This window comes from Paracidovorax citrulli, from assembly GCF_900100305.1.
GTDB lineage: Bacteria > Pseudomonadota > Gammaproteobacteria > Burkholderiales > Burkholderiaceae_C > Paracidovorax > Paracidovorax citrulli.
Genome location: NZ_FNEY01000002.1, coordinates 90,888 through 115,651, shown reverse-complemented (window position 1 = coordinate 115,651; position 24,764 = coordinate 90,888). Strand labels below are relative to the sequence as shown.

Here is a 24,764-nt window from a genome sequence, read left to right as displayed (position 1 = left end):
GCCGGCCTCAGGCCGGGGCCAGCGGCTGCCGCTGCGCGCGGGCGATGGACATCAGCACCCCCAGCGCCAGCCCCAGCGTGACCATCGCGGTGCCGCCGTAGCTCACGAAGGGCAGCGGCACGCCCACCACGGGCAGGATGCCGCTCACCATGCCCATGTTCACGAAGGCGTAGGTGAAGAAGATCATCGACACGGCACCGGCCATGAGGCGCGAGAACAGCGTCGTCGCGCCCAGCGCGATCGCCAGCCCGCGCCAGACGAGCAGCAGCAGGCTGACGATCAGGAACAGGTTGCCCACCAGGCCGAACTCCTCGGAATAGGCCGCGAAGATGAAGTCGGTGGTGCGCTCGGGGATGAATTCCAGGTGGGTCTGCGTGCCGGCCATGAAGCCCTTGCCCCAGACACCGCCCGAGCCGATGGCGATCATGCCCTGGATGATGTGGAACCCCTTGCCCAGCGGGTCGCGCGTGGGGTCGAGCAGCGTGCAGATGCGCTGCTGCTGGTAGTCGTGCAGCACCGGCCAGCGCACGCCGTCCGCGCAGAGCTGCGGCTCGAACCACACGATGAGCGCGATGCCGATGCCGCCCAGGATCACCGGGGGCAGCACGAGCTTCCAGGGCAATCCGGCGAAGAAGATCACCGACAGCCCGGCCGCGAGCACCAGCAGCGAGGTGCCCAGGTCGGGCTGCTTCATGATGAGGCCCACGGGCACGGCGAGCAGCACGCCGGCCACCACGAAGTCCAGCGGGCGCAACTGCCCTTCGCGCTTCTGGAACCACCAGGCCAGCATGAGCGGCATCGCGATCTTGAGGATCTCGCTCGGCTGGATCACGATGCCCACGTTGATCCAGCGCTGCGCGCCCTTCTTGATGATGCCGAAGAGCGCCACCGCCACCAGCAGCGCCACGCCGGCGGTGTAGAGCGGCACCGCCAGCATCATGAGCCGCTGCGGCGGGATCTGCGCGACGGCGAACAGGATGCCCGCGGCCAGCAGCATGTTGCGGCCGTGGTCGTAGAACCGGGTGCCGTGGTCGTAGCCCGAGGAGTACATCGCCACCAGGCCGATCGACGACAGCAGCAGCAGCACCGCGATGAGCGGCCAGTCGAAGCCGCGGAACAGGGGCAGGATGCGCTGCGGCAGGGAAGGCTTGTCGAAAACGGCGGACATGGGGCGCCATTATCGGCGCCGCCCCGCCGGGCCGGCCCCCGGCACAATGCCGGTCCACCCACGGCGCCTCCCGCCCGTCCCACGCACTTCGCCACCGCTCCCCCCATGCCGCACGCCACCACCCACCTGCTCTACCTGCACGGCTTCCGTTCGTCTCCCCGCTCGGCCAAGGCGCGGCAGATGGCGGAATGGATGGCGGCACACCGGCCGGACGCGCACTTCTGGTGCCCGCAACTGCCTCCCTCGCCCCGGGAGGCGATGGCGCTGGTCGCGCAGGGCATCGCGGACTGGCCTGCCGAGCGCATGGCCGTGGTGGGCTCGTCGCTGGGCGGGTTCTACGCGAGCTGGGTGGCCCTGCAGAAGCCGGGCTGCACGAGCGTGGTGCTGAACCCGGCGGTGAACCCGGCCCGGGACCTGGAGCGCTACATCGGCGAGCAGACGGCGTGGCACGACCCCGCCGAGCACTTCTACTTCCGGCCGGAATACATCGCCGAACTGCGGGCACTGGACGTGCGGGGCCTTGACCCGGCCGGCCCGCAACTGGCCATCATCGCCAAGGGCGACGAGCTCCTGGACTGGCGGGAAATGGCGGCCCGCTACGCCGGCGCGCAGGTGCGGCGGCTCGAAGGGGGCGACCACGCGTTGAGCGCGTTCCCGGACCACCTCGGCGAAGTGGTGGCGTTCTGCGGCCTGGTGGATCGGGGCCTGTTGTAGCGTTAACAGGCCCTAGCGCAGGGGGCGGCTCGGCCGCGGTCCGAGAAGGCCCGGCCGTGGTCCGGACAGGCTCGTCGCCGGCTGGACCGCGGAAGCCGGCGCCGGCCGCCTGGCCAGCCAGGTGGCGTATTCCTGCGGATACACGTCGCGGTAGCGCCGCGCATGGAAGTCGGCCTCGCTGTCCAGGCCGAGCCGGGCGGCGCTGTCGATGAGTGCCTCGATGACGCGGGGCTCGGGCGAGTAGTGCAGCAGACGGCTGGACAGGGCGTGCATGCGCACGGCGTTGTCCTGCGTGGGCTGCAGGGTGGTGAGCACGGCGAAATCCAGGGTGTCGCGGAAGAACACGGTGGATTCGGCGACGCGCCGCGCGGTGTCGTCCCGGAAGGCGGGATCGCGCTGGTCCACGGCCAGGTAGAGCTGCGAGACGCGGTGGTAGTCGCGCACCAGCAACGCGATGCCGGCCAGCCAGAAGCCCGCCGCCAGCCCGGCGGCGCACAGCAGCGGGACGCGCAGGGCCGCGCGCGCCGGCATCCGCCAGCAGCGGGGCCAGAGCAGCGCGAGCGCGCAGGCCGTCACCAGCTGGAAGGGCCCGTACCAGAGCGGGAACTCCAGCAGGCTGTGCACGCCGACGATGGCCAGCAGCCCCCAGGCGAGCTGCCGGGCCGGGTCGGTTTCCCGCCAGGGCCGCGCGCGCCACACGAGCCAGAGCGCCAGGCCGCAGGCGGCCAGGGCGAAAGGCAGGCCCAGTTCCACGGCCAGGTGCAGCGGCAGGTCGTGGGCGTTGTCCACCAGCAGGCAGAAGCGCTTGCCGGGGTACTGGGTGATGTAGTGGGCGTAGGACAGCTCGCCCCAACCCCATCCCGTCCAGGGCCGCTGGGCGATCAGGTGCAGCACGTTGGACCAGAGCACGCGGCGGTTGTCGCAGGCATGCTCGGGCGCCGAGAAGCGGGCGAACAGGCCGTCCATGGCGAAGCCCGTCCAGCGCTCCAGCAGGATGGGCAGCAGCCCGGAGAACAGGGCATAGAGCGCGATGCCCGCCATGCCCAGGGCCAGGGCCGGCGCGCCCAGGGAGCGGCGCCAGAGCAGCAGCAGGACGAGCATGCAGCCCCATTCCAGCGCCCCGGTGCGCGACGCCGTGGCCGCCGCGCCGGCCGCGAGCAGCGCGAGCGCCCAGAAGGCGAGCACCCCCAGCGCCACGGACGCGGGCCGCAGGCGCCGGCCCCCGCCGCCCGGCGGCGGCGCGCCGTGCGTGCGCGCCACCCACCAGGCGAGCGCCCAGGCGCCCATGCACAGCAGCGTGGCCTGCTGGTTGCGCTGGCGCAGGTTGCCCATGGCGACGCCGTGCGTGGAGGGATAGATCCAGGGCGCCCAGCCGGGATCGCCCCAGAAGAACTGGGCCAGGCCGATGGCGGCGCCGGCCAGCCCGGCGAGCAGCATGCCGGCCGCGACCGCCCTGGCCGCCCCCTCGCGCAGGCCGTCGCCCGCCGCGCCGGCTGGCTGGCACGACCAGGCGGCGGCCAGGGCGGCCGCCACCACGAGGGCGCACAGGCCGGAAACGGCCAGGGGCCAGAAATTGGACAGCGGCGTCGTCGTGTGTCCGTACAGGAAAGGCAATGCGATGGCCACGGCGGCGCCGCAGGCCAGCAGGGGCGAAAACCAGGGGGATTGCGCGGGCGCGGTCATCGGGTGTGCAGGACGCGGAAGCGGGCGGTGTCGGTCGCGAAGAAGGGGAGCGCGGCAGGCGCCGGCGAGCGCCAGATCATAGGGCGCCCGGCGGCGCCTGCCGCGCCGGCCGCCCAGGTGCGCGGCCCATGGGACAATCCCGCCATGCATGCACTGTTTGAAGAAGCCGGCAAGTTCCTGGCCGGCCGCATCCTGTCCGAAGCGGAAAGCTCGGCCCAGATCGAGCTCGAATCGGGCAAGCGGGTGAAGGTGAAGGCCGCCCACATCCTGCTGAAATTCGAGAAGCCGGCCCCGGCCGACCTGGTCCGCGAGGGCCAGGCCCTGGCCGCGACCATCGAGCTGCCCCTGGCCTGGGAGTTCGCGCCGGAAGAGGAATTCGGCTTCGCCGACCTCGCCCGCGACTATTTCTCCGAGAACGCCACGCTGGCCCAGCAGGCGGGCGCGCTGTTCGCGCTCTACGAGGCGCCGCATTACTTCCGCCGCGCCGGCAAGGGCCGTTTCAAGAAGGCGCCGGCCGAGATCCTGCAGCAGGCGCTGGCCGGCATCGAGAAGAAGCGCCTGGTCCAGGAGCAGATCGCCGCCTGGGCGGAGCAGCTGGGCCGCGGCGAATGCCCGCAGCCGATCCGCGAGCAGCTCTACCGGATCCTGTTCCGGCCCGACAAGAACGCGCCTGAATACAAGGCGGTGGTGGAAGCCAGCCGCGCCACGCACAAGGCGCCGCTCGACCTGCTGCAGCAGGCCGGCGCGATCGATTCGCCCTACCAGTTCCACTGGAAGCGCTTCCTGTTCGACAACTTCCCCAAGGGCACGGGTTTTCCGTCGCTCACGGCGCCCCAGCCGCCGGCCGACCTGCCGCTGGCGCCCGTGCAGGCCTACTCGATCGACGACTCCCAGACCACCGAGATCGACGACGCGCTCTCGGTGCAGGGCCTGGGCACCGGCACGGTGGTGCTGGGCATCCACATCGCCGCGCCCGGGCTGGCGATCGTGCCGGGCTCCCCGCTCGACCAGCTCGGCCGGCAGCGGCTGTCCACCGTCTATATGCCGGGCTACAAGATCACCATGCTGCCGGACGAGGTGGTGCAGATCTACACGCTGGACGAAGGCCGCGCGAACCCGGCCGTTTCGCTCTACGTGTCCATCGACGAGGCCACGCTGGAGATCACGGGCACGGAGACGAAGCTCGAACGCGTGCCCGTGGCCGTGAACCTGCGCCACGACCGGCTGGACCACATCGTCACCGAGGAGTGGCTGCAGGACCCGTCCGTGGAGGTGGAGGGCACGCCCGCCGCGCTGCAGGAACGCCGGGCCGAACTGTCGTTCCTCCACCGCCTGGCGCGCAAGCTCAAGGCGCAGCGCGAGGTGGTGCGCGGCAAGCCCGAGACCTTCAACCGGCCCGACTACAACTTCCGCCTTGCGGGCGTGCCCGAGGGCGGCGAGCCGACCGGTGCCGAGACCGTCTCGATCACCACGCGCCGCCGCGGCGCGCCGCTGGACCTGATCGTGGCCGAAGCCGCCATCGTGGCCAACAGCACCTGGGGCGGCCTGCTGGCCGACCACGGCGTGCCCGGCATCTACCGGAGCCAGGCGAGCCTCGCGCCCGGCATGAAGGTGCGCATGGGCACCAAGGCCCTGCCCCATGCGGGCATCGGCGTGAAGAGCTATGCCTGGGCGACCTCGCCGCTGCGCCGCTACGTCGATCTGGTGAACCAGTGGCAGATCATCGCCTGCGTGCGCCACGGCAAGACCGCCGCGCTCGCGGCGCCGTTCAAGCCCAAGGACGCGGACCTGTTCTCCATCATCAGCAGCTTCGACGCGGCCTACGGCGCCTACAACGGCTACCAGGCCGGCATGGAGCGCTTCTGGACGCTGCAGTACCTGCGCCAGAACGACATCGCCGAAATCGATGCCAGCGTGATCAAGGACGGCGGCGGCGGCAGCTACCTGGTGCGCGCGGACGACCTGCCGCTGGTGCTGCCCGTGCTGGGCGCCCAGGCGCTGCCCCGCGGGGCGCGCGTGCGCGTGAAGCTGGGCGAGATCGACGACATCACGCTGGATGTGAGCGGCACGGTGGTCGAGCGCCTGGACGATCCGGCCGATCCGGGGGACGACGCCATCGCCGGCGAACCCGAGGGCGACGACGAGGAAGCCGTGGCCGGCCCGATCACCATCGCGGTGGACGTCAACGAGGCCGAGGGAACGAACGCACCGCCCGCGGCGTCCTGAACGCCGCCGGCCACGCCGCTCCAGCCCGCATAATCGGCCGCCGTGAGACTCCCCGCCCTCCTCCAACGCTTCAGCACGCTGCAGATCGCGCTCGCCTTCTCGGTGGCCGTGCACGCCGTGCTGCTGTCGGCGCGCTTCATCGACCCGGAAGGCTTCAACCGCGTCTTCCAGGACACGCCGCTGGAGGTGATCCTGGTGAACGCCAAGTCCAACGAGCGGCCCGAGAAGGCCCAGGCCATCGCGCAATCCTCGCTGGCCGGCGGCGGGGACGCGGACAAGGGCCGCGCGACCAGCCCCCTGCCCTATTCCGCCATCACGCAGGTGGGCGAGGATTTCGAGGAGGCGCAGCGCAAGCTCGACGCCATGCAGGAGCAGCAGGCCCAGTTGCTGGCGCAGTTGCGCAAGCAACTGGCGACCATGCCCCCGCCCGACCCGCGCGACCAGAGCCCGAACACGGACCGCGTGCAGCAGGAGGAGCGGCGCCGCCAGCTGCTGAAACTGCTCGCCGAGATCGAAAAGCGCATCAACGAGGAGAATTCCCGCCCGAAGAAGCGCTACATCAGCCCGGCCACCCGCGAGGAGGTCTATGCGGTCTATTACGACGCGCTGCGCCGCAAGATCGAGGACAAAGGCACGGAGAGTTTCCCCGAGCAGGCCGGCAGGAAGCTCTACGGCGAGTTGACCATGATCGTGACCGTGAACCACGACGGCCGGGTGCTGGACACCGAGATCGTCCAGGGTTCGGGCAACCGCCTGCTGGACCAGCGCGCGCAGGCCATCGTGCGCGCGTCCGGCCCCTTCGGCACCTTCAGCCCCGCGATGCGCGCCAAGGCCGACCAGATCGCCGTGGTGTCGCGCTTCAAGTTCACGCGCGAGCAGACGCTGGAGACCAGCGTGCGCTGACGCACCCCGGCCCGCCCGCTTTCCCGACGACTTTCCCGCCCTCTGCCGCCATGACGACGACATCCGCCCCGGACGTGTACTGCGTGATGGGCCATCCCGTGGAGCACAGCCGCTCGCCGTGGATCCATGCGCGCTTCGCCGAACTCACCGGCCAGCGGATCGCCTACACGCGGCGGCTGGTGCCGCTCGACGGCTTCGCCCGGGCGCTCGCCGATTTCGCGGCGGCCGGCGGGGCGGGCTGCAACGTGACGGTGCCGTTCAAGCACGACGCGGCCCGGCTCGCGACCCACGCCAGCGACCGCGTGCGGCGCGCGGGGGCAGCCAACACCCTGAGCTTCCGGGCCGACGGCACGGTGCATGCCGAGAACACCGATGGCCTGGGCCTGGTGGCCGACATCGTGGTCAATGCGGGCGTGGCGCTCGCGGGCCGCGACGTGCTGCTCGTGGGTGCCGGCGGCGCGGCCGCGGGCGTGCTCGCCCCGCTGCTGGACCAGGCCCCCCGGCGGATCACCGTGGCGAACCGCACCGAAGCGCGCGCGCAGGCCCTGGTGCAGGCGCACGCGGACCTCGCGGCCAGCCGGCAGGTGGTGCTCGAGGCGCTGCCGATCGGCCAGCCCGGCACCGGCTTCGACGTGGTCATCAACGCCACGGCCAGCAGCCTGGCCGGCGGCGAGGTGCCCGTGCCGGACACGGTGCTGCGCGAGGGCACCCTGGCCTACGACATGATGTACGGCCCCGCCGCGCAGGGTTTCATGGACTGGGCGCGCGCCCACGGCGCGGTGCCGCGCGACGGGCTGGGCATGCTGGTGGAGCAGGCCGCCGAGGCGTTCGCCGTCTGGCGCGGCGTGCGCCCCCCGGCCGCGCAGGTGCTGCAGGAACTGCGCGCGCAGCTATGAAGGCCTTGCTGCGCTGGATCGGCTGCGTGCTGCTGGCCGGCGTGGCCCTGCAGCTGTTCTTCGTGCTGCGCATCGCCGCGATGGCGGCCGTCGATCCGCAATCCACCAGCTTCCAGCGCTCCGAGGCCTGGGCCCAGGTGGCCGGCGGCAGCGGCCTGCACTGGCGGCAGGAATGGGTGCCCTACGGCCGCATCGCAGACACGCTCAAGCGCGCGGTGATCGCTTCGGAGGACGACGGCTTCGCCAGCCACGACGGCGTGGACTGGAACGCGATCGAGAAGGCCTGGGAACGCAATGCCCGCGCCGAGGCCCGGGCCGCGCGGCTGCAGGACGCGCAACCGGGGCGGGCGGTGCGCCCGGCGCGCATCCGGGGCGGCTCCACCATCACGCAACAGCTCGCCAAGAACCTGCTGCTGTCCGGCGAGCGCAACCTCCTGCGCAAGGGGCAGGAGTTCGTGCTGACGCTGGCGCTGGAGCAGTTGCTCTCCAAGCAGCGCATCCTGGAGATCTACCTCAACAGCGTGGAATGGGGCGAAGGCGTGTTCGGCGCCGAGGCGGCTGCGCAGCGCTACTTCCGCAAGAGCGCATCGCAGCTGAGCGCCGCGGAGGCGGCGCGCCTCGCCGTCATGCTGCCCGCGCCCAGGCGCTTCGAGAAGAACCCGGGCTCGGCGTACCTTTCGGGCCGCACGCGCGTGATCCTGGGAAGGATGGCCAGCGCGGAACTGCCTTAGGGCCTTCAGGCCGCCACGGAGAGCGCGTTCGACACGGCGCCGGCATACGCCGCCGGCTGCGGCGCGGCCAGGATGCCGGCCGTCTGCGGCGGCAGCGGCATGCCGGGCAGCTGCGACGACTGCGCGGCCTCTTCGCCGATCCGCGAAGCGGTGGACTGCACGAGCGAGAGGAAGCGCTTGAGCATGCGGTCGTCCATCTGGCTCGCGAAGGTGGAATACACCAGCGCGCCGCGCAGCACGCCACCGCCGAACACCGGCACCGCGAACGCCGTGCTCTCGGAGTTGTTGCGCGCATAGCGGATGGCATAGCCCTGGCGGCGCGTTTCCTGCACGATCCGGCGCAGCGCCCACATGTCGGTGATCTTCTGGTGCGGCTCGCCATGCGTGTTGGCGGCCTCCACGAGGATGCGGCGCTCGGCGCGGGTGCAGTAGGCGAGGTAGGCGCGGCCCAGCGCCGAGGGGATCAGGTCGTAGCGCCGGCCCAGGCTGGAGGGGCGGATGGCATAGGGGCTGTAGGGCATGGTGCAGAAGACCACGCGCATCTGGTGCCCGTCGATCACGGCGAGCGACAGCGGCCACTTGATCTGCCGCGTGGCGGTGATCATGAGCGGCGCGGCGAGTTCGGCCAGGCGCAGCTTCTCGTTCACGCCGCTGCTGAGGTTGCTCACGGCCAGCGTCAACTGGTACTGCCCGTAGGCATGGGGGTCGCTGCGCACGTATTTCTCGTGCTCCAGCGTGCCCAGCAGGCGGTGCAGCGTGGATTTGGCGAGGCCCGTGCGCTGGTGCAGTTCCTGCAGGCTCCAGGTGGAGCGCTCGTTCATGACGCGCAGGATCAGCAGCGCACGTTGCACGGAGCGGACTTCGGTACTCATGGGTGGTTCTCTCTGTGGAAATGGAAGGCCAGCGAATGCGGGGGGCATTCAGGGAACGCAATTGCGCGCGGCCCCCCGGTCAGGCGCGCTGGAGAAACGGAAATAAGGTGGTCCATGGGCAGGTTTCCCGATGCCTTCAGGCCGCCTCGGATTCGGTCGCCTCGGCCAGCACCTGCCGCGCAGCCCTGCGCAGGAGGGCCTGGTCGGAGCCGACCACGAAAAACGATATGCCTTGCGCGGCCAGCGGAGGAATGCCGTGCACGTCGGGCACGAAGCAGCCGACTGCGCGCCCCTGGGCCAGCCCGGCCGCGCTCACGGCCGCGACCGCGGCGGCCACGCGCGGATCGTCCAGCCCCTGGGCTCCGAGGGAAACGGCCAGGTCGGCCGGGCCGACGAACAGGCAATCGACGCCCGGCACGGCCGCGATGGCGGCCGCCTCGGCCACGGCGCGGGCGCTTTCGATCTGCACGATGACCGAAGTGTGCGCGTCGCTGGCGAGCAGGTGCTCGGCCATGCCGCGGGTGCCGTAGCCCCCGGCGCGCGAGGAATTGCTGAAGCCCCGGGCTCCGCCCTGGCCGTAGCGCGCCGCGCGCACCACCTCTTCGGCGATGCGGGCATCGTCCACATGCGGCACCATCACCCCGCCCGCGCCGAGGTCCAGCGCCTGCTGTATGGCCGCCGCGCGCGGATAGGGCACGCGGACCAGGACCGGCAGCGCGCAGGCATGGGCGGCGAGCAGGCTGCGGTCCAGGCTCTCCGGACCGAACGGCGCGTGCTCGGCATCGAGCACGAGCGTATCGAGCCCCGTGGCGGCCAGCACCTCCACCGTCTGGTGCGAGGTCGTCTTGACGAAGGTCGCCATCAGGCGGTCGCGCGCCAGGATGCGGCTGCGCAGCCGTGCCGCGGGGGACGGACCGGAAGGCAGGGAATGGAGGATGCCGCTCATGCGAGGTATTCCGGCCGCGCGGGCGTGAAGACGTCCAGGTTGAGCACGGGCTCGTCGCCCACCACCACGCCGTAGTGCAGCGCATGGGGCGGGATGAGCAGCAGCCCGCCCGGCCCCAGCCGGACCACCTGCCCGTCCACGTGCACGTCCAGCTGCCCCGCCAGGATATACATCACCTGTTCGTTCGGGTGCTGGTGCGGCCGGGGCTCGTGCCCGGGCATCAGGCGGTGCAGCGCCAGGGTCACGTTGCCGCTGCCGAACGCCTTGCGTTCGATACCTCGGCGCACGGGCACCCATTCCAGCGCGCTCCAGTCAACGCTGTGCAGGACGGCAGCCGCCTCGGGCGGCAGGGGGGCGGGGGCAGGGAGGATCATTCGGGTGCGATGCGGAGGGATTGGATGGTGCGGGACCACAGGTCGTGGTCCGCCTGGAGCACGGCGCGCAGCTGCAGCGGCGACAGCGGGGAGCGCACCATGCCCAGGCCCCGGAAACGCTCGGCGACCTCGGGCAGCGCGGTGACGCGGTTGATCTCTTCGTTGAGCTGCGCGCGACGCGCCGGCTCGAGGCCGCGCGGCGCGAACACGCCGTACCAGTTGGTCACCTCGAAGCCCTTGAGCGTCTCGGACACGCTCGGTACGCCGGGCAGCAGGTCGGTGCGGCTCTTCTCGGTCACCGCGATGAGGCGGATCTTTCCGGCCTGCGCATGGGGCAGCAGCAGCGAGGCTCCGCCCGCGAACATCTGGCACTCCCCCTGCACCAGGGCCGCCACGGCGGGGCCGCCGCCCTTGTAGGGCACGTGCACGATATCCAGGCCCGCGGTCTTGGCCAGCAGGGCCAGGGTCAGGTGGTTGTGCGTGCCGATGCCCCCGGAAGCATAGTTGATCTTGCCGGGGTTGGCGCGGATGTAGGCAAGCAGTTCGGGGAAGGTGTGCACCGGCATGCTGGCGGACACCGCGACCACGTTGATCGCGTAGGCCAGCATGGCGACGGTGTCGAAATCGTTCATGGGGTCGAACGGCAGCTGGCGGTAGAGGCTGCCGTTCATCGCATGGGTGGACATGGCGCCGATCTCGAGCGTATAGCCGTCGGCCGGCGCACGCGCCACCACGGCGGCGCCCAGGTTGCCGCCCGCGCCGGCGACGTTCTCCACCACGATGGGCTGGCCACTGTGGGGGAAGAGCTGCCTGGAGAGCAGCCGGGCGAGGATGTCCGTCGAGCCCGCCGGAGCGAAGGGCACCACCAGGCGGATCGGCTTCGTCGGAAAATCGCCGCTGCCGCCCCCACCCTGCGGCCCCTGGGCACGGGCGGCCCATGGAAGGACGGCGCTCCCCAGACCCAGAGCGAGAGCGTGGCGGCGTGACAGCAGGATGTTGGACGGCATGTGTTTGATTCCCTCTTTGATGAATTTGAGAAATACGATGCAAAAATCATTTTTTAGATCGCATGCGCAAAGTCTAGGAGCCATATTCGCCGAATAGGAGGCGAACTTTCCGGATTCCGAAGAGTGGAACGATTTGGCCCCGTTCCGCAATTCATGGCCCTTGCCGGCCTGCGGGATTGCGCGGAGGGCCGTGCGCTCTACGGCGGGGCCCGTCGGAGTCAGGCCTCCCCCGTATGATCCGGGCCATGCTGTCCAAGTTGATGAGCCTCTTCCTGCTCGGGCTGGTGCGCCTGCTCACCGGCTCGCAGGCCCGCTGGTACGGATGCCCGCCCAAGGCCGAGCAGCGCATCTATTTCGCCAACCACCAGAGCCATGCCGACCTGGTGATGATCTGGGCCGCCCTGCCCCAGGAACTGCGCAGCATCACCCGGCCCATCGCCGCCCGGGACTACTGGACCAAGAGCCCTTTCCGGCAATGGCTGACCACCGCCGTCTTCAACGCGGTGTACGTGGACCGGGTTTCCGGTCCGCCCGGCCAGCGCCCCGCGCCGGAGGCGCCGCCCCGGCCCCCCATGCAGGCGACGGACGGGGCGCCCCTGCCGCCCCCCGCGGAACCCGGGCCTCCCCCACTGCCCGCCCAGCCGGAGCCTCCCGCGCCCGGCCTGCTGCCCGCCCAGGGCACGCTCGAGGGGTTCCTGGCCCAGCCCGCTCCCGCGCCGGCCGAACCGGCCATACCGCCCGCCGATCCGGCGCAGCCCGTCCGGCCGGACCCCGAGGCCCTGCGCGCCGCGCTGCCCGAAGGCGACCCGCTCGCGCCGCTGGTGCATGCCCTGGAAAGCGGGGATTCCATCGTGATCTTTCCCGAGGGCACCCGCGGCCACGGGGACGAACCCCAACCCTTCAAGTCCGGGCTCTACCGGCTCGCGCAGATGTTCCCCCACGTCGTGCTGGTGCCGGCCTGGATCCACAACGTCCAGCGGGTCATGCCCAAGGGCGAGGTGGTGCCCGTGCCCATCCTGTGCTCGGTGACGTTCGGCGCCCCCATCGAACTGGGCGCGGGCGAGGAACGCCGCGCATTCCTCGACCGCGCCCGGCGCGCGGTGATCGCCCTGCGGGAGGTGTGATCCATGATGGACACGCTCCGCCACCTCACCACCACGCAGCAGATCGGCGCGCTGTTCGTGGCCATGTTCGGCCTGCTGTCGCTGGTCACTCTCTACGCCTTCTTCCAGACCCTGCGCGAGGCGCGCGGGCCCGGCCCGGAAGACCAGGCCGCGCACGAGGCGCACCAGCAGGAATGGCGCCGGTTCTGGAGCCTGCTGAAGACCTCCTGGGTCATGGCGACGGTGTTCTGGGTGGGCTGGGCCCTGGGCGACACGGTCGCCACGGTGCTGTTCGCCATCGTCGCCTTCCTGGCACTGCGCGAGTTCATCACGCTCTCGCCCACGCGGCGGGGCGACCACCGCAGCCTCGCGCTGGCGTTCTTCGTCGTGCTGCCGCTGCAGTTCGCCATCGTGGGGATGCGCAAGTTCGACCTGCTGACGGTGTTCATACCGGTCTATGTCTTCCTCGCGCTGCCGGTGGCCAGCGCGCTGGCCAACGATCCCGAACGCTTCCTGGAGCGCAACGCCAAGCTGCAGTGGGGCATCATGGTGTGCGTGTACGGCATGAGCCACGTGCCCGCGCTGCTGCTGCTGGACTTCCCGAACTACGAGGGCCGGGGTGCCTTCCTCGTCTTCTTCCTCGTGGCCGTGGTGCAGACCAGCGTGATCGCGCAGCACCTGCTGGGCCGGCGCTTCCCGCACCACCCCGTCGCCCCGCGGGTGAGCCAGAGCTTCCAGTGGCTGAGCTGGATCGTCGGCGTGGCAGTGGGCGGGCTGGCCGGCGTGGCGCTGTCGTTCATCACACCGTTCAAGGCCGGGCAGGCGCTCGGCATGGCGCTGCTGGCCTGCCTGGCGGGCACGCTCGGCCACCTCGTGATGAAGGCCCTCAAGCGCGACCGCGGCGTGACCAGCTGGGGCCTGCAGGGCCAGTCCACCACCGGGGCGGGCGGCCTGCTGGACCGCGTGGACGCGCTGTGCTTCGCGGGCCCCGTGTTCTTTCATTCGGCCCGCTGGTACTTCGGCCTGTGAACGGCATCCCATGAGAATCCTGGGCATCGATCCCGGCCTGCAGACCACCGGCTTCGGCGTGGTGGACGTGGACGGCCACCATTTGAGCTACGTGGCCAGCGGCACCATCCGCACCACGGGCGCGGCCCTGGGCGACCTGCCGGGCCGCCTGAAGATCCTGTTCGACGGCATCACCGAGGTGGCCGCGCGCTACCAGCCGGACGTGGCCACGGTCGAGATCGTCTTCGTGAACGTGAACCCCCAGTCCACCCTGCTGCTCGGCCAGGCGCGCGGCGCCTGCGTCACCGCCCTGGTGGCCAGCCGGTTGCCCGTGGCCGAATACACCGCGCTGCAGATGAAGAAGGCCGTCGTGGGCCACGGCCGCGCGGCCAAGTCCCAGGTGCAGGAGATGGTGCGCCGGCTGCTGCAGCTGCCCGGCCTGCCGGGCACCGATGCCGCCGACGCGCTGGGCCTGGCCATCACCCATGCCCACGCGGGCGCGGCGATGGCACGGCTGGGGGAAGCGACCTCGCTCAACCGCCGCCAGCACGCCATGTACCGGAGCGGACGGGCGCTCTGATGCCCTCCGGCTACCGGAAGACGATCTGCGCGATGACGCCGGAGCCCACCGAGATCAGCAGGTAGTCGGGACCGTTCTGTACCCAGTGATACCCATGGGGCGGCGGGGCGAGGTGGTGGACGCGCCAGTCCTGCACCACGTAATGGTGGGAGCGGTACATGGGCGGCACCCGGCCGCCGCGGTACCAGTCATGGTGCGGGCCGGCACCACGGCGTCCGTGGGCGCGGGCGTGCGGCGGAGGGCCGGGATGGTGGCGCGGGGCGGCATGGTGCCAGTGCGGCGGGGGCGGCGGCGCATGGCGCGGGCCGGCATGGTGACCGTGGGGGCCATGGCCCGGACCGCCCTTGCGGTGCCCGTGGCCGTGCCCGTGCTCGCGGCCCGGGATGCCGTCGTAGGGCTGGGCCTGCGCGCCCAGGGAGGACAGGCCGAGGAACAGGGCCAGGCCGGCGGAGCGCAAGTGGTTCAGCGCGCCTGGGCCGGATGCACCGGCGCAAGAAGAGTCTGTACGGATCATGGCTCGTTGCTTCAGGGCAAAAGCCGCAGCCTACCATCACGCTCCGCCGGCCACTGCCGGGAAAACCGCAGGCACGGTCCGGTCGGGCGTGCCGCTCAGGCGGCAGGTTCGTGGCGCACGAATCCGGACACCGGCCCGGGCAGGGCGGCGGCCAGGGGCCGTGGCGCCAGGGAGGCGGCACCAGGCGGGGGCGGTGCCTGCAGGGCGATGTCCGCCGCCGGACCGCCGTCGAGGCGGAACCGGCGCACGGCGCCAATCAGCTGCACCGCCTGCTCCCGCAGCGACTCCGATGCGGCCGTGGACTGCTCCACCAGCGCGGCGTTCTGCTGGGTCATCTGGTCGAGCTGGCTCACGGACTGGCTGATCTGGCCGATGTTGTCGCTCTGCTCGGCCGACGAGGCGGTGATCTCCGTGATCATTTCGGAGACGCGGCGCACGCTGTCCACGATCTCGGTCATGGTCGCGCCGGCCTGGCTCACGAGGCGCGAGCCGCTTTCCACGCGCTCCACCGAGGAGCCGATGAGCTCCTTGATTTCCTTGGCCGCCGAGGCCGAGCGCTGGGCCAGCGTCCGCACCTCGGCCGCGACCACCGCGAAGCCGCGGCCCTGCTCGCCCGCGCGGGCCGCCTCGACGGCGGCATTCAGCGCCAGGATGTTGGTCTGGAAGGCGATGGAATCGATCACGCCGGTGATGTCGGCGATCCTGCGCGAGCTGTCGGTGATCTGGCCCATGGTGTCCACGACCTGCGAAACCACGCTGCCGCCCTTGGCCGCCACCTGGGCCGCGGTGGACGCGAAGTCGCTGGCCTGGCGTGCGGACTGGGTGCTCTGCTGCACCGTGCCGGCGAGCATTTCCATGGACGAGGCGGTTTCCTCCAGGTTGGCGGCGGTCTGCTCGGTGCGGTGGCTCAGGTCGTGGTTGCCCGAGGCGATCTCCGTGCTGGCCGTCGAGATGCTGCCGGACGCGTCCTGCACCTGGCGCACCAGGCCGCGCAGTGCGTCCTGCATGTGCCCCATGGCCACGACGAGCTGGCCGACCTCGTCCATCTGGGCGGGCCGGACTTCATGCGACAGGTCCCCGCCGGCGATGCGTTCGGCCAGTGAGCGGGCCTGGGCCAGGGAACCGGTGATGGAGCGCACGCTGAAGAAGGTGAGCGGGATCAGCACCGCCAGGGCCAGCACCAGCCCGCCGCCGATCACCGCGGACATGGTGGCTGTGCGCGCCTCCACGCCCTGCCGCGCCTCCTCCATGTTCTCGCGGGCGCTCTGAGCGAGGCTCGCGAGGATCTGGTCGGTGGTTTCCATGTGGCTCTTCAGGCGGTCGGCATAGGCGGCGCCGCCGGCCCCGTCGAGCTGCGCCCGCTCGATCTGCTCGAAGATCGGGGAAATGCCGGCCTCGTACTGCTGGATCTCGGCCAGCGCCTTGTCGATGGAGCCCGCGAAGGCCGGGTCGCCTGCCTGCACCTGCCGCACGGCCGTGAGGCTCTTGCGCAGCGCGGCCAGGGTCCTGGCCCAGGTTTCGCGCTGGGCGGCTACTTCGACGGAATTGTTGAAGTTGAGGATGATGTCCTTCTCGGTGCGGCGCAGCGTCCCCAGCGTCGTGCGCAGGTCGGCCATGTCGGTCAGCGTCTGCACCCGCTCGGAAAAAAGCACCTGCAGCGTATCGCGCGTGCGGTCGAGGGCCAGGTATCCCAGCCCTCCGATCACGATGAGCAGCACCAGGGAAAAGACCGTGCCGAAGTACAGGCGCGTGCGGATCGATAGGCGTCCCAGAATATCCATGGCATCCCCTACAAGACGTTACAAAGGCGCATGCAATAACCGCGCCCACCCCATTGCCGCCTCGTGGGCCGCCGGGGCGCACACTATAGGACGGCCCGACCGCAGTCCTGGCAGGGTAAGCACGACTGGCGCGGCCACCCGCAGCGTGACCATGTGGCAGCGACAAACAAATTGTCACAAACCTCGTGCAGAGTACCCGGTTCCGGACGCGTCCGTCCATTTCGCGCCCCGCCGGGCCCTGTCGCGTGACCCCTTCTTCCCTTTCTCCTGATCTTTCCGAGTTCACCCTGCCCCCCGCAGCAGCGCCGGACCGGACCGCACGCCGCGGTGCGCTGGGGCGGCGGCTGCTCGGGGCCTTCCTCGCTGTGCTGGCCCTCAACGGCATCGGCTCGGCCATCGGCGTTGCCGTGCTGCAACGCATCGGTGAATCGGCGCGCACCATGGTGGACCGCCGGGTCGCCACCGAACGGCTGGTCGCCGATGCGTACCGGCTGCAGGCGATGAACGCGGAGCGCTACAAGGCGGTCGCACTCAGCTCCGAACCCGAGGTCGGAGACATCCTGGGGGCCGACATCGCGCGTACCCAGCGGCAGTACGACGGTCTCATGGTGCAGCTCGCGGAACACCTGCAGGGCACGGAGGACGCGCACCGGGTCGCAGCGGTTCGCTCGGCGGGCAGGGATTTCAGCCAGGCCTGCGCCGAACTGATCGCCGCGCGGGACTCCGGCCTCACGGAGCGCATCCGCAAGGTGTACGGAGAACGCTTCGTGCCTGCGGCCACGCGCCTGCTCACCGCGCTCGATGGCCTGTCGCAGTCGCAGCGCCAGGCCATCGATGCTGGCGCGGCCGACGTGTCCGGACTGGGCGCCGCGGGCCGCTGGTCGCTGCTGGCGTTCGGCGCGCTGTCGCTGGCGGCCGGCATGCTGCTGGCCCTGTGGCTGGTGCGCAGCATCACCCGTCCGATCGCCCAGGCCGGCGCCACCGCGGACCGCGTGGCCGGGCTGGACCTGCGCCAGGAGATCCAGGGCCACGGACGCGACGAAGCCGGCCACATGCTCGAATCGCTCGCCGTGATGCAGGCGGCGTTGCGCGACCTCGTGCACCGGATGCAGTCCCTGGGCCAGACGATCCGCGCGGCCTCGTCGGAGATCGCCGGCGGCAACGCCGAGCTGTCGGCCCGCACGGAGGAAACCGCCGCGCGACTGCAGGAGACCGCGGCAGCGCTGGAGCACGTCACCCTCCGGGTGGCCGGTGCCGCCGATTCGGCGCAGCGCACCGAGGCCCTGGCGACCGAGGCGGCCCAGGTGGCGCGCGAAGGCAGCGGCGTGGTCGGCCAGGTGGAGCAGACCATGGAACAGATCGCCGCCAGTTCGCGCCGCATCGCGGACATCACCGGCGTGATCGACTCCATCGCTTTCCAGACCAACATCCTGGCGCTGAACGCGGCGGTGGAGTCGGCGCGGGCCGGCGAGCAGGGCCGCGGCTTCGCGGTGGTGGCGGCCGAGGTGCGCAGCCTGGCCAACCGCTCGGCCGAGGCCGCGCGCGAAATCAAGGGCCTCATCCAGACTTCCGTGCAGCAGGTGCAGGACGGCGCCGGCCTGGCCCGGCAGGCCGGCCAGACCATGCGCCGCGTCGTCTCGACCGTCGAGGACACGGCGCGCACCATGGGAGAGATCCGCAGCCATGCGCAGTCGCAGAACGAGGACATCGCCGCCATCCACGCCGCCATGGCGCGGCTCGACGAGATGACCCAGCAGAATGCCGCGCTGGTGGAGGAATCGGCCGCCGCCACCGAAAGCCTGGGCCTGCAGACCCACGACCTGGCCCAGCTCGTGAGCCAGTTCATGCTGCCCCCGCAGGAGCCGGCCCCTGCCGCGCCGCCGGCACGCAGCGCGCTGCCGCCTCCGCGACCGCAGCGCCTGCTGGCCACCGCGGGCTGAACCGCTCCCGCCCGGCCCGGGCGGGCGGCGTCATGCCGGCTGGATCGGCACGTACAGCTCCCCGCCCGTGCCGCGGAACTCCCGGGCTTTCTCCTGCATGCCCTGCGCCGCGAATTCGCGCACTTCCTGCGTGATCTTCATCGAGCAGAACTTCGGGCCGCACATCGAGCAGAAGTGCGCCACCTTGGCCGAATCCTTGGGCAGGGTCTCGTCGTGGTACTGCTGCGCGGTTTCCGGGTCCAGGCCCAGGTTGAACTGGTCCTGCCAGCGGAAGTCGAAGCGCGCCTGGCTGAGCGCGTCGTCGCGCGCGCGGGCCCCCGGATGGCCCTTGGCCACGTCGGCCGCATGGGCCGCGATCTTGTACGCGATGATCCCCTGCTTCACGTCGTCTCGGTCGGGCAGGCCCAGGTGCTCCTTGGGCGTCACGTAGCAGAGCATGGCCGTGCCCATCCAGCCGATCATGGCCGCGCCGATGGCGCTGGCGATGTGGTCGTAGCCGGGGGCGATGTCGATGGTCAGCGGCCCGAGCGTGTAGAACGGTGCTTCATGGCAGGTCCTGAGCTGCTCGGTCATGTTGGCCTGGATCATGTGCATGGGCACGTGGCCGGGGCCCTCGATCATGGTCTGCACGTCGTGCTTCCAGGCGGTCCGCGTCAATTCGCCCAGCGTGCGCAGTTCGGCGAACTGCGCCTCGTCGTTGGCATCGGACGCGCAGCCGGGCCGCAGGCCGTCGCCCAGGCTGAAACTGACGTCGTACTGTTTCATGATGTCGCAGATGTCCTCGAAGTGCTCGTAGAGGAAGCTCTCGCGGTGGTGGGCCATGCACCACTTGGCCATGATGGAGCCGCCGCGCGAGACGATGCCCGTGCGCCGCTGCGCAGTCAGGTGGATGAAGGCCAGCCGCACGCCCGCATGGATGGTGAAGTAGTCCACGCCCTGCTCGGCCTGCTCGACGAGCGTGTCGCGGAAGATCTCCCAGGTCAGGTCCTCGGCGATACCCCCCACCTTCTCCAGCGCCTGGTAGATGGGCACGGTGCCGATGGGCACGGGGCTGTTGCGCACGATCCAGTCGCGCGTGGTGTGGATGTTCCTGCCGGTGGAGAGGTCCATCACGTTGTCCGCGCCCCAGCGGATCGCCCAGACCAGCTTTTCGACCTCTTCCTCGATGCTGGAGGTGACGGCCGAATTGCCGATGTTGGCGTTGATCTTGACCTTGAAGTTGCGCCCGATGGCCATGGGCTCGACCTCCGGGTGGTTGATGTTGGCCGGGATGATGGCCCGGCCCCGCGCCACTTCGTCGCGCACGAATTCGGGCGTGATGATCTTCGGGATGCTCGCGCCCATCGGGTTGCCGGCCAGGCGCTGCTCGCGCGCCGCGTCCTGCTGGTACTGCGCCATCCATTCGCGGCGGCCGTTCTCGCGCAGGGCCACGTACTCCATCTCGGGCGTGACGATGCCCTTCCTCGCGTAGTGCATCTGCGTGACATTGCCGGTGTGGCTGGCGCCGCTCTTCGCGCGCAGGGGCGCGCGCTGCAGCGCGGCGGCCTCGGCGCGCAGCTGGGCCAGGCGGGCGGCGTCTTCCGACTTGCTGCCGTCGTCCAGCGCCACCCGCTGGCGGCCTTCGTAGCGCTCGGTGTCGCCCCGGCCCTCGATCCACGCGCCGCGCACGCTGGGCAGGCCCCGGCGCACGTCGATCTCGGCAGCCGGGTCGGTGTAGGGGCCGGAGGTGTCGTACACGCTGACCTGCTCGCCGTTGGTGAGCGCGATATCTCGCACGGGCACGCGCACGTCGGGGCGGCTGCCGATGAGGTAGTTCTTGGTGGAGGCGGGGAAGGGTTCGCGGGTCAGCGCGAGCAGCTGGGCGAACTTGTCGGGGGCGTTCATGGCGGGCGATCTCCTCGGGTGGATGGAAATGTGCTCCGCATGGGGCCAGGTGCGCCGTACCGGCCCCCGGATGGGGGCGCCGCTGCGCGGACCTTCCCCATGAAAAGGGAAATGGCGCGTGGCGGCCAGGCGGATGCCCCAAAGGCAATCCGCTTGCAGGTGCGGGAATCCCGGCTGCAGCTCTTCTTACGCTGGTACTAACCAGATCAAGTTCGCGGTTCCGGCGGTCAGGTCCGCCGTCTCAGCACGCCCAGAAACCTTTCGAGTCTCTACGTGCACCCCGGAGCAGGCGCGAGTATAGGAGCGATGCCCGGCCGTGTCACCCCGGGGCGGGCGCGACGGCGGACATCAGAGGAAGCGCTCGAGCGCCAGCACAGCGAAGAAGGCGAAGGCCGAGAGCACCGTCCACTTGACGATCACGATGCCGTACCGCTTGTAGCGCGGCTGCCCGGTGGCCACGTAGAACACGAACGACACCACCGCCAGCAGCAGCAGGAAGAAGAAGAGACCGCGGAACAGCAGCATGGCGGGGCCTCACCAGGCCTGCACGGGGGCGGCGAACCCGCTGGGTGCCTGCCGCTCGCTCTCGAACGTGGCGATCTCCCACGCGTCCTCGTGGGCCAGCAGTTCGCGCAGCAGCCGGTTGTTCATCGCGTGGCCCGAACGGAACGCGCTGTAGGCCGCCAGCAGCGGCCGGCCGACGATGTAGAGATCACCGATGGCGTCGAGGATCTTGTGCTTCACGAACTCGTCGTCGTAGCGCAGGCCGTCGGCATTGAGCACCTTGTAGTCGTCCATGACGATGGCGTTGTCCAACCCGCCGCCCAGGGCCAGGCCGCTCGCGCGCATCATCTCCACGTCCTTCGTGAAGCCGAAGGTGCGGGCACGCGCGATGTCGCGCGTGTAGTTGCCCGAGCCGAGATCGAACTCGACGCTCTGGCCGGTGGAATCCACCGCAGGGTGGGCGAAGTCGATCTCGAAGCGCAGCTTGTAGCCGTGGTAGGGCTCCAGCCGCGCCCACTTGAGCTGCTGGCCCTCGCCCTCGCGCACCTCGACGGGACGCGTGACGCGGATGAACTTCTTGGGCGCGTTCTGCAGCACCACGCCGGCGCTCTGCAGCAGGAACACGAAGGAGGCCGACGAGCCGTCGAGGATGGGCACCTCCTCGGCCGTGATGTCGATGTAGAGGTTGTCCAGCCCCAGGCCCGCGCAGGCCGACATCAAATGCTCGACCGTATGCACCTTGGCACCGCCCACGCCGATGGTGGAGGCCATGCGCGTATCCACGACGGATTCGGCCCGGATCGGGATGTCCACGGGTTCGGGCAGATCGACGCGGCGGAACACGATGCCCGTATCCGGCGCGGCGGGACGCAACGTGAGCTCGACCCGCTGGCCACTGTGCAGGCCCACGCCGACGGCGCGGGTGAGGGTCTTGATCGTGCGTTGCTGGAGCATCCCGCAATTTTAGGTGGCGGCACCCGTCCCTGCCCGCACAGATGGCTATGCCATTCATAGCGCATGCGTCACAACGGAAACAAAAAGCCGCCCGGCTCCTTGCGGAAGCGGGGCGGCCAGAGAGTGCGGAAATCCATGATTCAGGGTCACGGCCGTGAATCATTCACGACCTCACCCGTCAGAAGGCCGCGGAGCAGGCCATGCCAGCAGACGCCGCGGCTCCGGGCCTGCCTGCGCAGGCCTGGACGTGCCTGAAGAGCTGCCGCCCGCGGCGGCTGCACGGAGGCGCCGCGGGCGACTCAGGGGAGATCCAATCAATCCGCCTGCTTGCGCAGGAATGCGGGGATCTCCAGGTCGTCCATGCCGCCCGAGGACAGGGCATCCACGCGGGCCGCGGCCTGCGTGCGGTTGGTGCGCCAGACGCTGGGCACCGACATGTTGCCGTAGTCGGCCTGCGATGCCGCACCGCCCACCAGGCCGCCGGCCGCGCCCACGGCGGCGCCCGCCATGGGCATCTGGTAGGCGATGTTGTCGGTGCCGGTGCGCAGGCCGCCCTGCACCACGGAGATCGGCTGGCGGCGTGCATTGGCACGCGACAGGCCGGTGGCCACCACGGTGACGCGGATGTCGTCGCCCAGGCTGTCGTCGTAGGCCGCGCCGTAGATGACGTGGGCATCGGGCGAGGCGTAGGCGTTGATCGTGCTCATCGCCAGGCGCGACTCGGACAGCTTGAGGCTGCCCTTGGCGGCCGTGACCAGCACCAGCACGCCCTTGGCGCCGGACAGGTCGATGCCTTCCAGCAGCGGGCAGGCCACCGCCTGCTCGGCGGCGATGCGCGCGCGGTCGGGGCCGCTGGCGGTAGCCGTGCCCATCATGGCCTTGCCGGGCTCGCCCATCACGGTGCGCACGTCTTCGAAGTCCACGTTGACGTGGCCGTATTCGTTGATGATCTCGGCGATGCCGCCCACGGCGTTCTTCAGCACGTCGTTGGCATGCGCGAAGGCCTCGTCCTGGGTGATGTCGTCGCCCAGCACCTCCAGCAGCTTCTCGTTGAGCACCACGATCAGCGAATCGACGTTGGCTTCCAGTTCGGCCAGGCCGTTGTCGGCGTTCTGCATGCGGCGGCCGCCTTCCCAGTCGAAGGGCTTGGTGACCACGCCCACGGTGAGGATGCCCATCTCCTTGGCCACGCGTGCGATCACGGGCGCGGCGCCGGTACCGGTGCCGCCGCCCATGCCGGCGGTGATGAAGAGCATGTGCGCGCCCTGGATGGCCTGGCGGATGTCCTCCTGCGCGGCCTCGGCGGCCTCGCGGGCCTTCTCGGGCTTGCTGCCGGCGCCCAGGCCGCTGTGGCCCAGCTGGATGACGCGGTGCGCGCTGCTGCGGGTGAGCGCCTGCGCATCGGTATTGGCGCATACGAATTCCACGCCCTGTACCTGGCGCGAGATCATGTGCTCGACGGCATTGCCGCCGCCGCCGCCGACACCGATCACCTTGATCTGCGTGCCCTGGTTGAATTCTTCGGCTTCGATCATTTCGATGGTCATGCTGGTGCTCCTAGTCCTGGTCTTTCACGTGAGAGTTGCGGTTGGCCGTTGTGGCCGGTAGGTCGTACGAATGGGAAAACGGTGCGGCGGGGATGCCGGTGCACGCCGCGGGAGGGCCCGTGCCCCGCCATCGGAGGCGGCCACGGACCGGGGAACTTCCGCGGACAAGCCGTTGCAGAGGGGTTCGCATGTCAGAAGTTCCCGATGATGAAGTCCTTGAAGCGTCCGAAGGCCGTCTTCACCGAGCCGCTCTTCTGGGCCACCTTGAAGCCGCGCAGGCGTGCCTGCCGCGCCTCTTCGAGCAAACCCATGACGGTAGCAGCGCGCGGCTGGGCCACCATGTCGGACAACGCGCTGGAATATTTCGGAATGCCGCGGCGCACGGGCTTGAGGAAGATGTCCTCGCCCAGCTCCACCATGCCCGGCATGATGGCGCTGCCGCCCGTGAGCACGATGCCCGAGGAGAGCACCTCCTCGTAGCCCGACTCGCGGATCACCTGCTGCACGAGCGAGAAGATCTCTTCCACGCGCGGCTCGATCACGCCGGCGAGCGCCTGCTTGGAGAGCATGCGGGGGCTGCGGTCGCCCAGGCCCGGCACCTCCACCTGCGCCTCGGGGTCGGCCAGCAGCTGCTTGGCGTAGCCGCTCTCGACCTTGATGTCCTCGGCATCCTTGGTGGGGGTGCGCAGCGCCATGGCGATGTCGCTGGTGATGAGGTCGCCGGCGATCGGGATCACGGCGGTGTGGCGGATGGCCCCGCCCGTGAAGATCGCCACGTCGGTCGTGCCCGCGCCCACGTCCACCACCGCCACGCCGAGCTCGCGCTCGTCGTCGGTCAGCACCGCCTGGCTGGAGGCGAGCGGGTTCAGCATGAGCTGCTCCACCTCCAGGCCGCAGCGGCGCACGCACTTGATGATGTTCTCGGCCGCGCTCTGCGCGCCGGTCACGATATGGATCTTGGCCTCCAGGCGGATGCCGCTCATGCCGATGGGCTCGCGCACATCCTGCCCGTCGATCACGAATTCCTGCGGCTCCACGAGCAGCAGGCGCTGGTCGGAAGAGATGTTGATGGCCTTGGCGGTCTCGACCACGCGCGCCACGTCCGCGGGGGTGACTTCCTTGTCCTTGACGGCCACCATGCCGCTCGAATTGAGGCCGCGGATGTGGCTGCCGGTGATGCCCGTATAGACGCGCTGGATCTTGCAGTCGGCCATCAGCTCGGCCTCTTTGAGGGCCTGCTGGATGCTCTGCACCGTGGCGTCGATGTTGACGACCACGCCGCGCTTGAGCCCGTTGCTCGGGGCCACGCCCAGGCCGGCCAGCTTCAGGTCCCCGCCCGGCAGCACCTCGGCCACCACGGCCATCACCTTGGCCGTCCCGATGTCCAGCCCCACCACCACGTCTTTGTATTCTCGTGCCATATCTTGTG

The 24,764-nt window shown here is 70.4% G+C and carries 22 protein-coding genes and 1 riboswitch; of the genes, 9 read left to right on the top strand and 13 right to left on the bottom strand.

The window, feature by feature from the left end:
• Positions 1 to 7: 7 nt before the first annotated feature.
• Positions 8 to 1,168, bottom strand: coding sequence for a rod shape-determining protein RodA (gene rodA, locus BLR99_RS01785; protein WP_011794004.1), 1,161 nt, complete (start codon positions 1,166 to 1,168; stop codon positions 8 to 10).
• Positions 1,169 to 1,273: 105 nt separating this feature from the next.
• On the opposite strand from rodA, the gene BLR99_RS01780 reads away from it, so the two are divergent.
• Positions 1,274 to 1,882 carry a YqiA/YcfP family alpha/beta fold hydrolase gene (locus tag BLR99_RS01780; RefSeq protein WP_011794003.1) on the top strand — a complete coding sequence of 203 codons (609 nt, stop codon included), beginning with the start codon at positions 1,274 to 1,276 and terminating at the stop codon, positions 1,880 to 1,882.
• 12 nt (positions 1,883 to 1,894) lie between these two features.
• Here the strand turns inward: BLR99_RS01780 and BLR99_RS01775 are convergent, their stop codons facing one another.
• Entirely contained in the window at positions 1,895 to 3,565 is a 1,671-nt protein-coding gene (locus tag BLR99_RS01775; protein WP_011794002.1) for a Wzy polymerase domain-containing protein, read from the bottom strand.
• 144 nt (positions 3,566 to 3,709) lie between these two features.
• Here BLR99_RS01775 and BLR99_RS01770 point away from each other — a divergent pair, with 144 nt between their 5' ends.
• The 4 genes from BLR99_RS01770 to mtgA are packed head-to-tail and all read left to right on the top strand — an operon-like array spanning position 3,710 to position 8,321.
• Complete coding sequence (locus BLR99_RS01770; RefSeq protein ID WP_011794001.1) at positions 3,710 to 5,791, top strand: ribonuclease catalytic domain-containing protein; 2,082 nt, start codon at positions 3,710 to 3,712, stop codon at positions 5,789 to 5,791.
• Between the two features lie 42 nt (positions 5,792 to 5,833).
• A complete protein-coding gene (locus BLR99_RS01765; protein WP_011794000.1) occupies positions 5,834 to 6,694 on the top strand; it encodes an energy transducer TonB in 861 nt (286 codons plus the stop codon).
• Between the two features lie 50 nt (positions 6,695 to 6,744).
• A complete protein-coding gene (gene aroE / locus BLR99_RS01760; protein ID WP_011793999.1) occupies positions 6,745 to 7,590 on the top strand; it encodes a shikimate dehydrogenase in 846 nt (281 codons plus the stop codon).
• On the top strand, positions 7,587 to 8,321 hold the full coding sequence (gene mtgA, locus BLR99_RS01755) for a monofunctional biosynthetic peptidoglycan transglycosylase (RefSeq protein WP_074686712.1): 735 nt from the start codon (positions 7,587 to 7,589) through the stop codon (positions 8,319 to 8,321). Before aroE ends, mtgA begins: the two co-directional genes overlap by 4 nt.
• A gap of 5 nt (positions 8,322 to 8,326) precedes the next feature.
• Here the strand turns inward: mtgA and BLR99_RS01750 are convergent, their stop codons facing one another.
• From BLR99_RS01750 to BLR99_RS01735, 4 genes are all read right to left on the bottom strand, one after another.
• Positions 8,327 to 9,193 carry an IclR family transcriptional regulator domain-containing protein gene (locus BLR99_RS01750; protein ID WP_017439667.1) on the bottom strand — a complete coding sequence of 289 codons (867 nt, stop codon included), beginning with the start codon at positions 9,191 to 9,193 and terminating at the stop codon, positions 8,327 to 8,329.
• 136 nt (positions 9,194 to 9,329) lie between these two features.
• The gene (locus BLR99_RS01745; protein WP_074686710.1) at positions 9,330 to 10,139 is read right to left on the bottom strand and encodes an HpcH/HpaI aldolase family protein; all 810 of its coding nucleotides are present in this window, start codon (positions 10,137 to 10,139) and stop codon (positions 9,330 to 9,332) included.
• Positions 10,136 to 10,513 (bottom strand): cupin domain-containing protein, encoded by a 378-nt coding sequence (locus BLR99_RS01740; protein WP_074686708.1) that lies wholly within the window; start codon positions 10,511 to 10,513, stop codon positions 10,136 to 10,138. Before BLR99_RS01740 ends, BLR99_RS01745 begins: the two co-directional genes overlap by 4 nt.
• A complete protein-coding gene (locus BLR99_RS01735) occupies positions 10,510 to 11,520 on the bottom strand; it encodes a Bug family tripartite tricarboxylate transporter substrate binding protein (RefSeq protein WP_074686706.1) in 1,011 nt (336 codons plus the stop codon). The genes BLR99_RS01740 and BLR99_RS01735 overlap by 4 nt, the downstream gene beginning before the upstream one ends.
• 245 nt (positions 11,521 to 11,765) lie before the next feature.
• On the opposite strand from BLR99_RS01735, the gene BLR99_RS01730 reads away from it, so the two are divergent.
• The 3 genes from BLR99_RS01730 to ruvC are packed head-to-tail and all read left to right on the top strand — an operon-like array spanning position 11,766 to position 14,211.
• Positions 11,766 to 12,644: a lysophospholipid acyltransferase family protein gene (locus BLR99_RS01730; RefSeq protein ID WP_074686772.1), complete on the top strand. Its 879-nt coding sequence runs from the start codon at positions 11,766 to 11,768 to the stop codon at positions 12,642 to 12,644.
• A 3-nt stretch (positions 12,645 to 12,647) separates the two neighbouring features.
• Complete coding sequence (locus BLR99_RS01725) at positions 12,648 to 13,652, top strand: phosphatidate cytidylyltransferase (protein WP_011793992.1); 1,005 nt, start codon at positions 12,648 to 12,650, stop codon at positions 13,650 to 13,652.
• A 10-nt stretch (positions 13,653 to 13,662) separates the two neighbouring features.
• Positions 13,663 to 14,211, top strand: a complete 549-nt coding sequence (gene ruvC, locus BLR99_RS01720; protein WP_011793991.1) for a crossover junction endodeoxyribonuclease RuvC — start codon at positions 13,663 to 13,665, stop codon at positions 14,209 to 14,211.
• A gap of 10 nt (positions 14,212 to 14,221) precedes the next feature.
• On the opposite strand, the gene BLR99_RS01715 is transcribed toward ruvC, so the two are convergent.
• Together BLR99_RS01715 and BLR99_RS01710 are read right to left on the bottom strand one after the other, a co-directional pair.
• Positions 14,222 to 14,725: an RcnB family protein gene (locus BLR99_RS01715; protein WP_011793990.1), complete on the bottom strand. Its 504-nt coding sequence runs from the start codon at positions 14,723 to 14,725 to the stop codon at positions 14,222 to 14,224.
• A 95-nt stretch (positions 14,726 to 14,820) separates the two neighbouring features.
• The gene (locus tag BLR99_RS01710; RefSeq protein WP_074686704.1) at positions 14,821 to 16,506 is read right to left on the bottom strand and encodes a methyl-accepting chemotaxis protein; all 1,686 of its coding nucleotides are present in this window, start codon (positions 16,504 to 16,506) and stop codon (positions 14,821 to 14,823) included.
• 365 nt (positions 16,507 to 16,871) lie between these two features.
• On the opposite strand from BLR99_RS01710, the gene BLR99_RS01705 reads away from it, so the two are divergent.
• A complete protein-coding gene (locus tag BLR99_RS01705; RefSeq protein WP_170838011.1) occupies positions 16,872 to 18,446 on the top strand; it encodes a methyl-accepting chemotaxis protein in 1,575 nt (524 codons plus the stop codon).
• Positions 18,447 to 18,476: 30 nt separating this feature from the next.
• Here the strand turns inward: BLR99_RS01705 and thiC are convergent, their stop codons facing one another.
• The 5 genes from thiC to ftsA form a co-directional block, all read right to left on the bottom strand.
• A complete protein-coding gene (thiC, locus tag BLR99_RS01700) occupies positions 18,477 to 20,330 on the bottom strand; it encodes a phosphomethylpyrimidine synthase ThiC (RefSeq protein ID WP_046060407.1) in 1,854 nt (617 codons plus the stop codon).
• A 166-nt stretch (positions 20,331 to 20,496) separates the two neighbouring features.
• Positions 20,497 to 20,623, bottom strand: a riboswitch (TPP riboswitch).
• A gap of 55 nt (positions 20,624 to 20,678) precedes the next feature.
• A complete protein-coding gene (locus tag BLR99_RS22985; protein WP_011793986.1) occupies positions 20,679 to 20,855 on the bottom strand; it encodes a hypothetical protein in 177 nt (58 codons plus the stop codon).
• Positions 20,856 to 20,864: 9 nt separating this feature from the next.
• Positions 20,865 to 21,788 (bottom strand): UDP-3-O-acyl-N-acetylglucosamine deacetylase, encoded by a 924-nt coding sequence (gene lpxC / locus BLR99_RS01695; protein WP_011793985.1) that lies wholly within the window; start codon positions 21,786 to 21,788, stop codon positions 20,865 to 20,867.
• A 314-nt stretch (positions 21,789 to 22,102) separates the two neighbouring features.
• On the bottom strand, positions 22,103 to 23,335 hold the full coding sequence (gene ftsZ / locus BLR99_RS01690; protein WP_011793984.1) for a cell division protein FtsZ: 1,233 nt from the start codon (positions 23,333 to 23,335) through the stop codon (positions 22,103 to 22,105).
• 191 nt (positions 23,336 to 23,526) lie between these two features.
• Positions 23,527 to 24,756 carry a cell division protein FtsA gene (ftsA, locus tag BLR99_RS01685; RefSeq protein WP_011793983.1) on the bottom strand — a complete coding sequence of 410 codons (1,230 nt, stop codon included), beginning with the start codon at positions 24,754 to 24,756 and terminating at the stop codon, positions 23,527 to 23,529.
• Positions 24,757 to 24,764 lie beyond the last annotated feature (8 nt).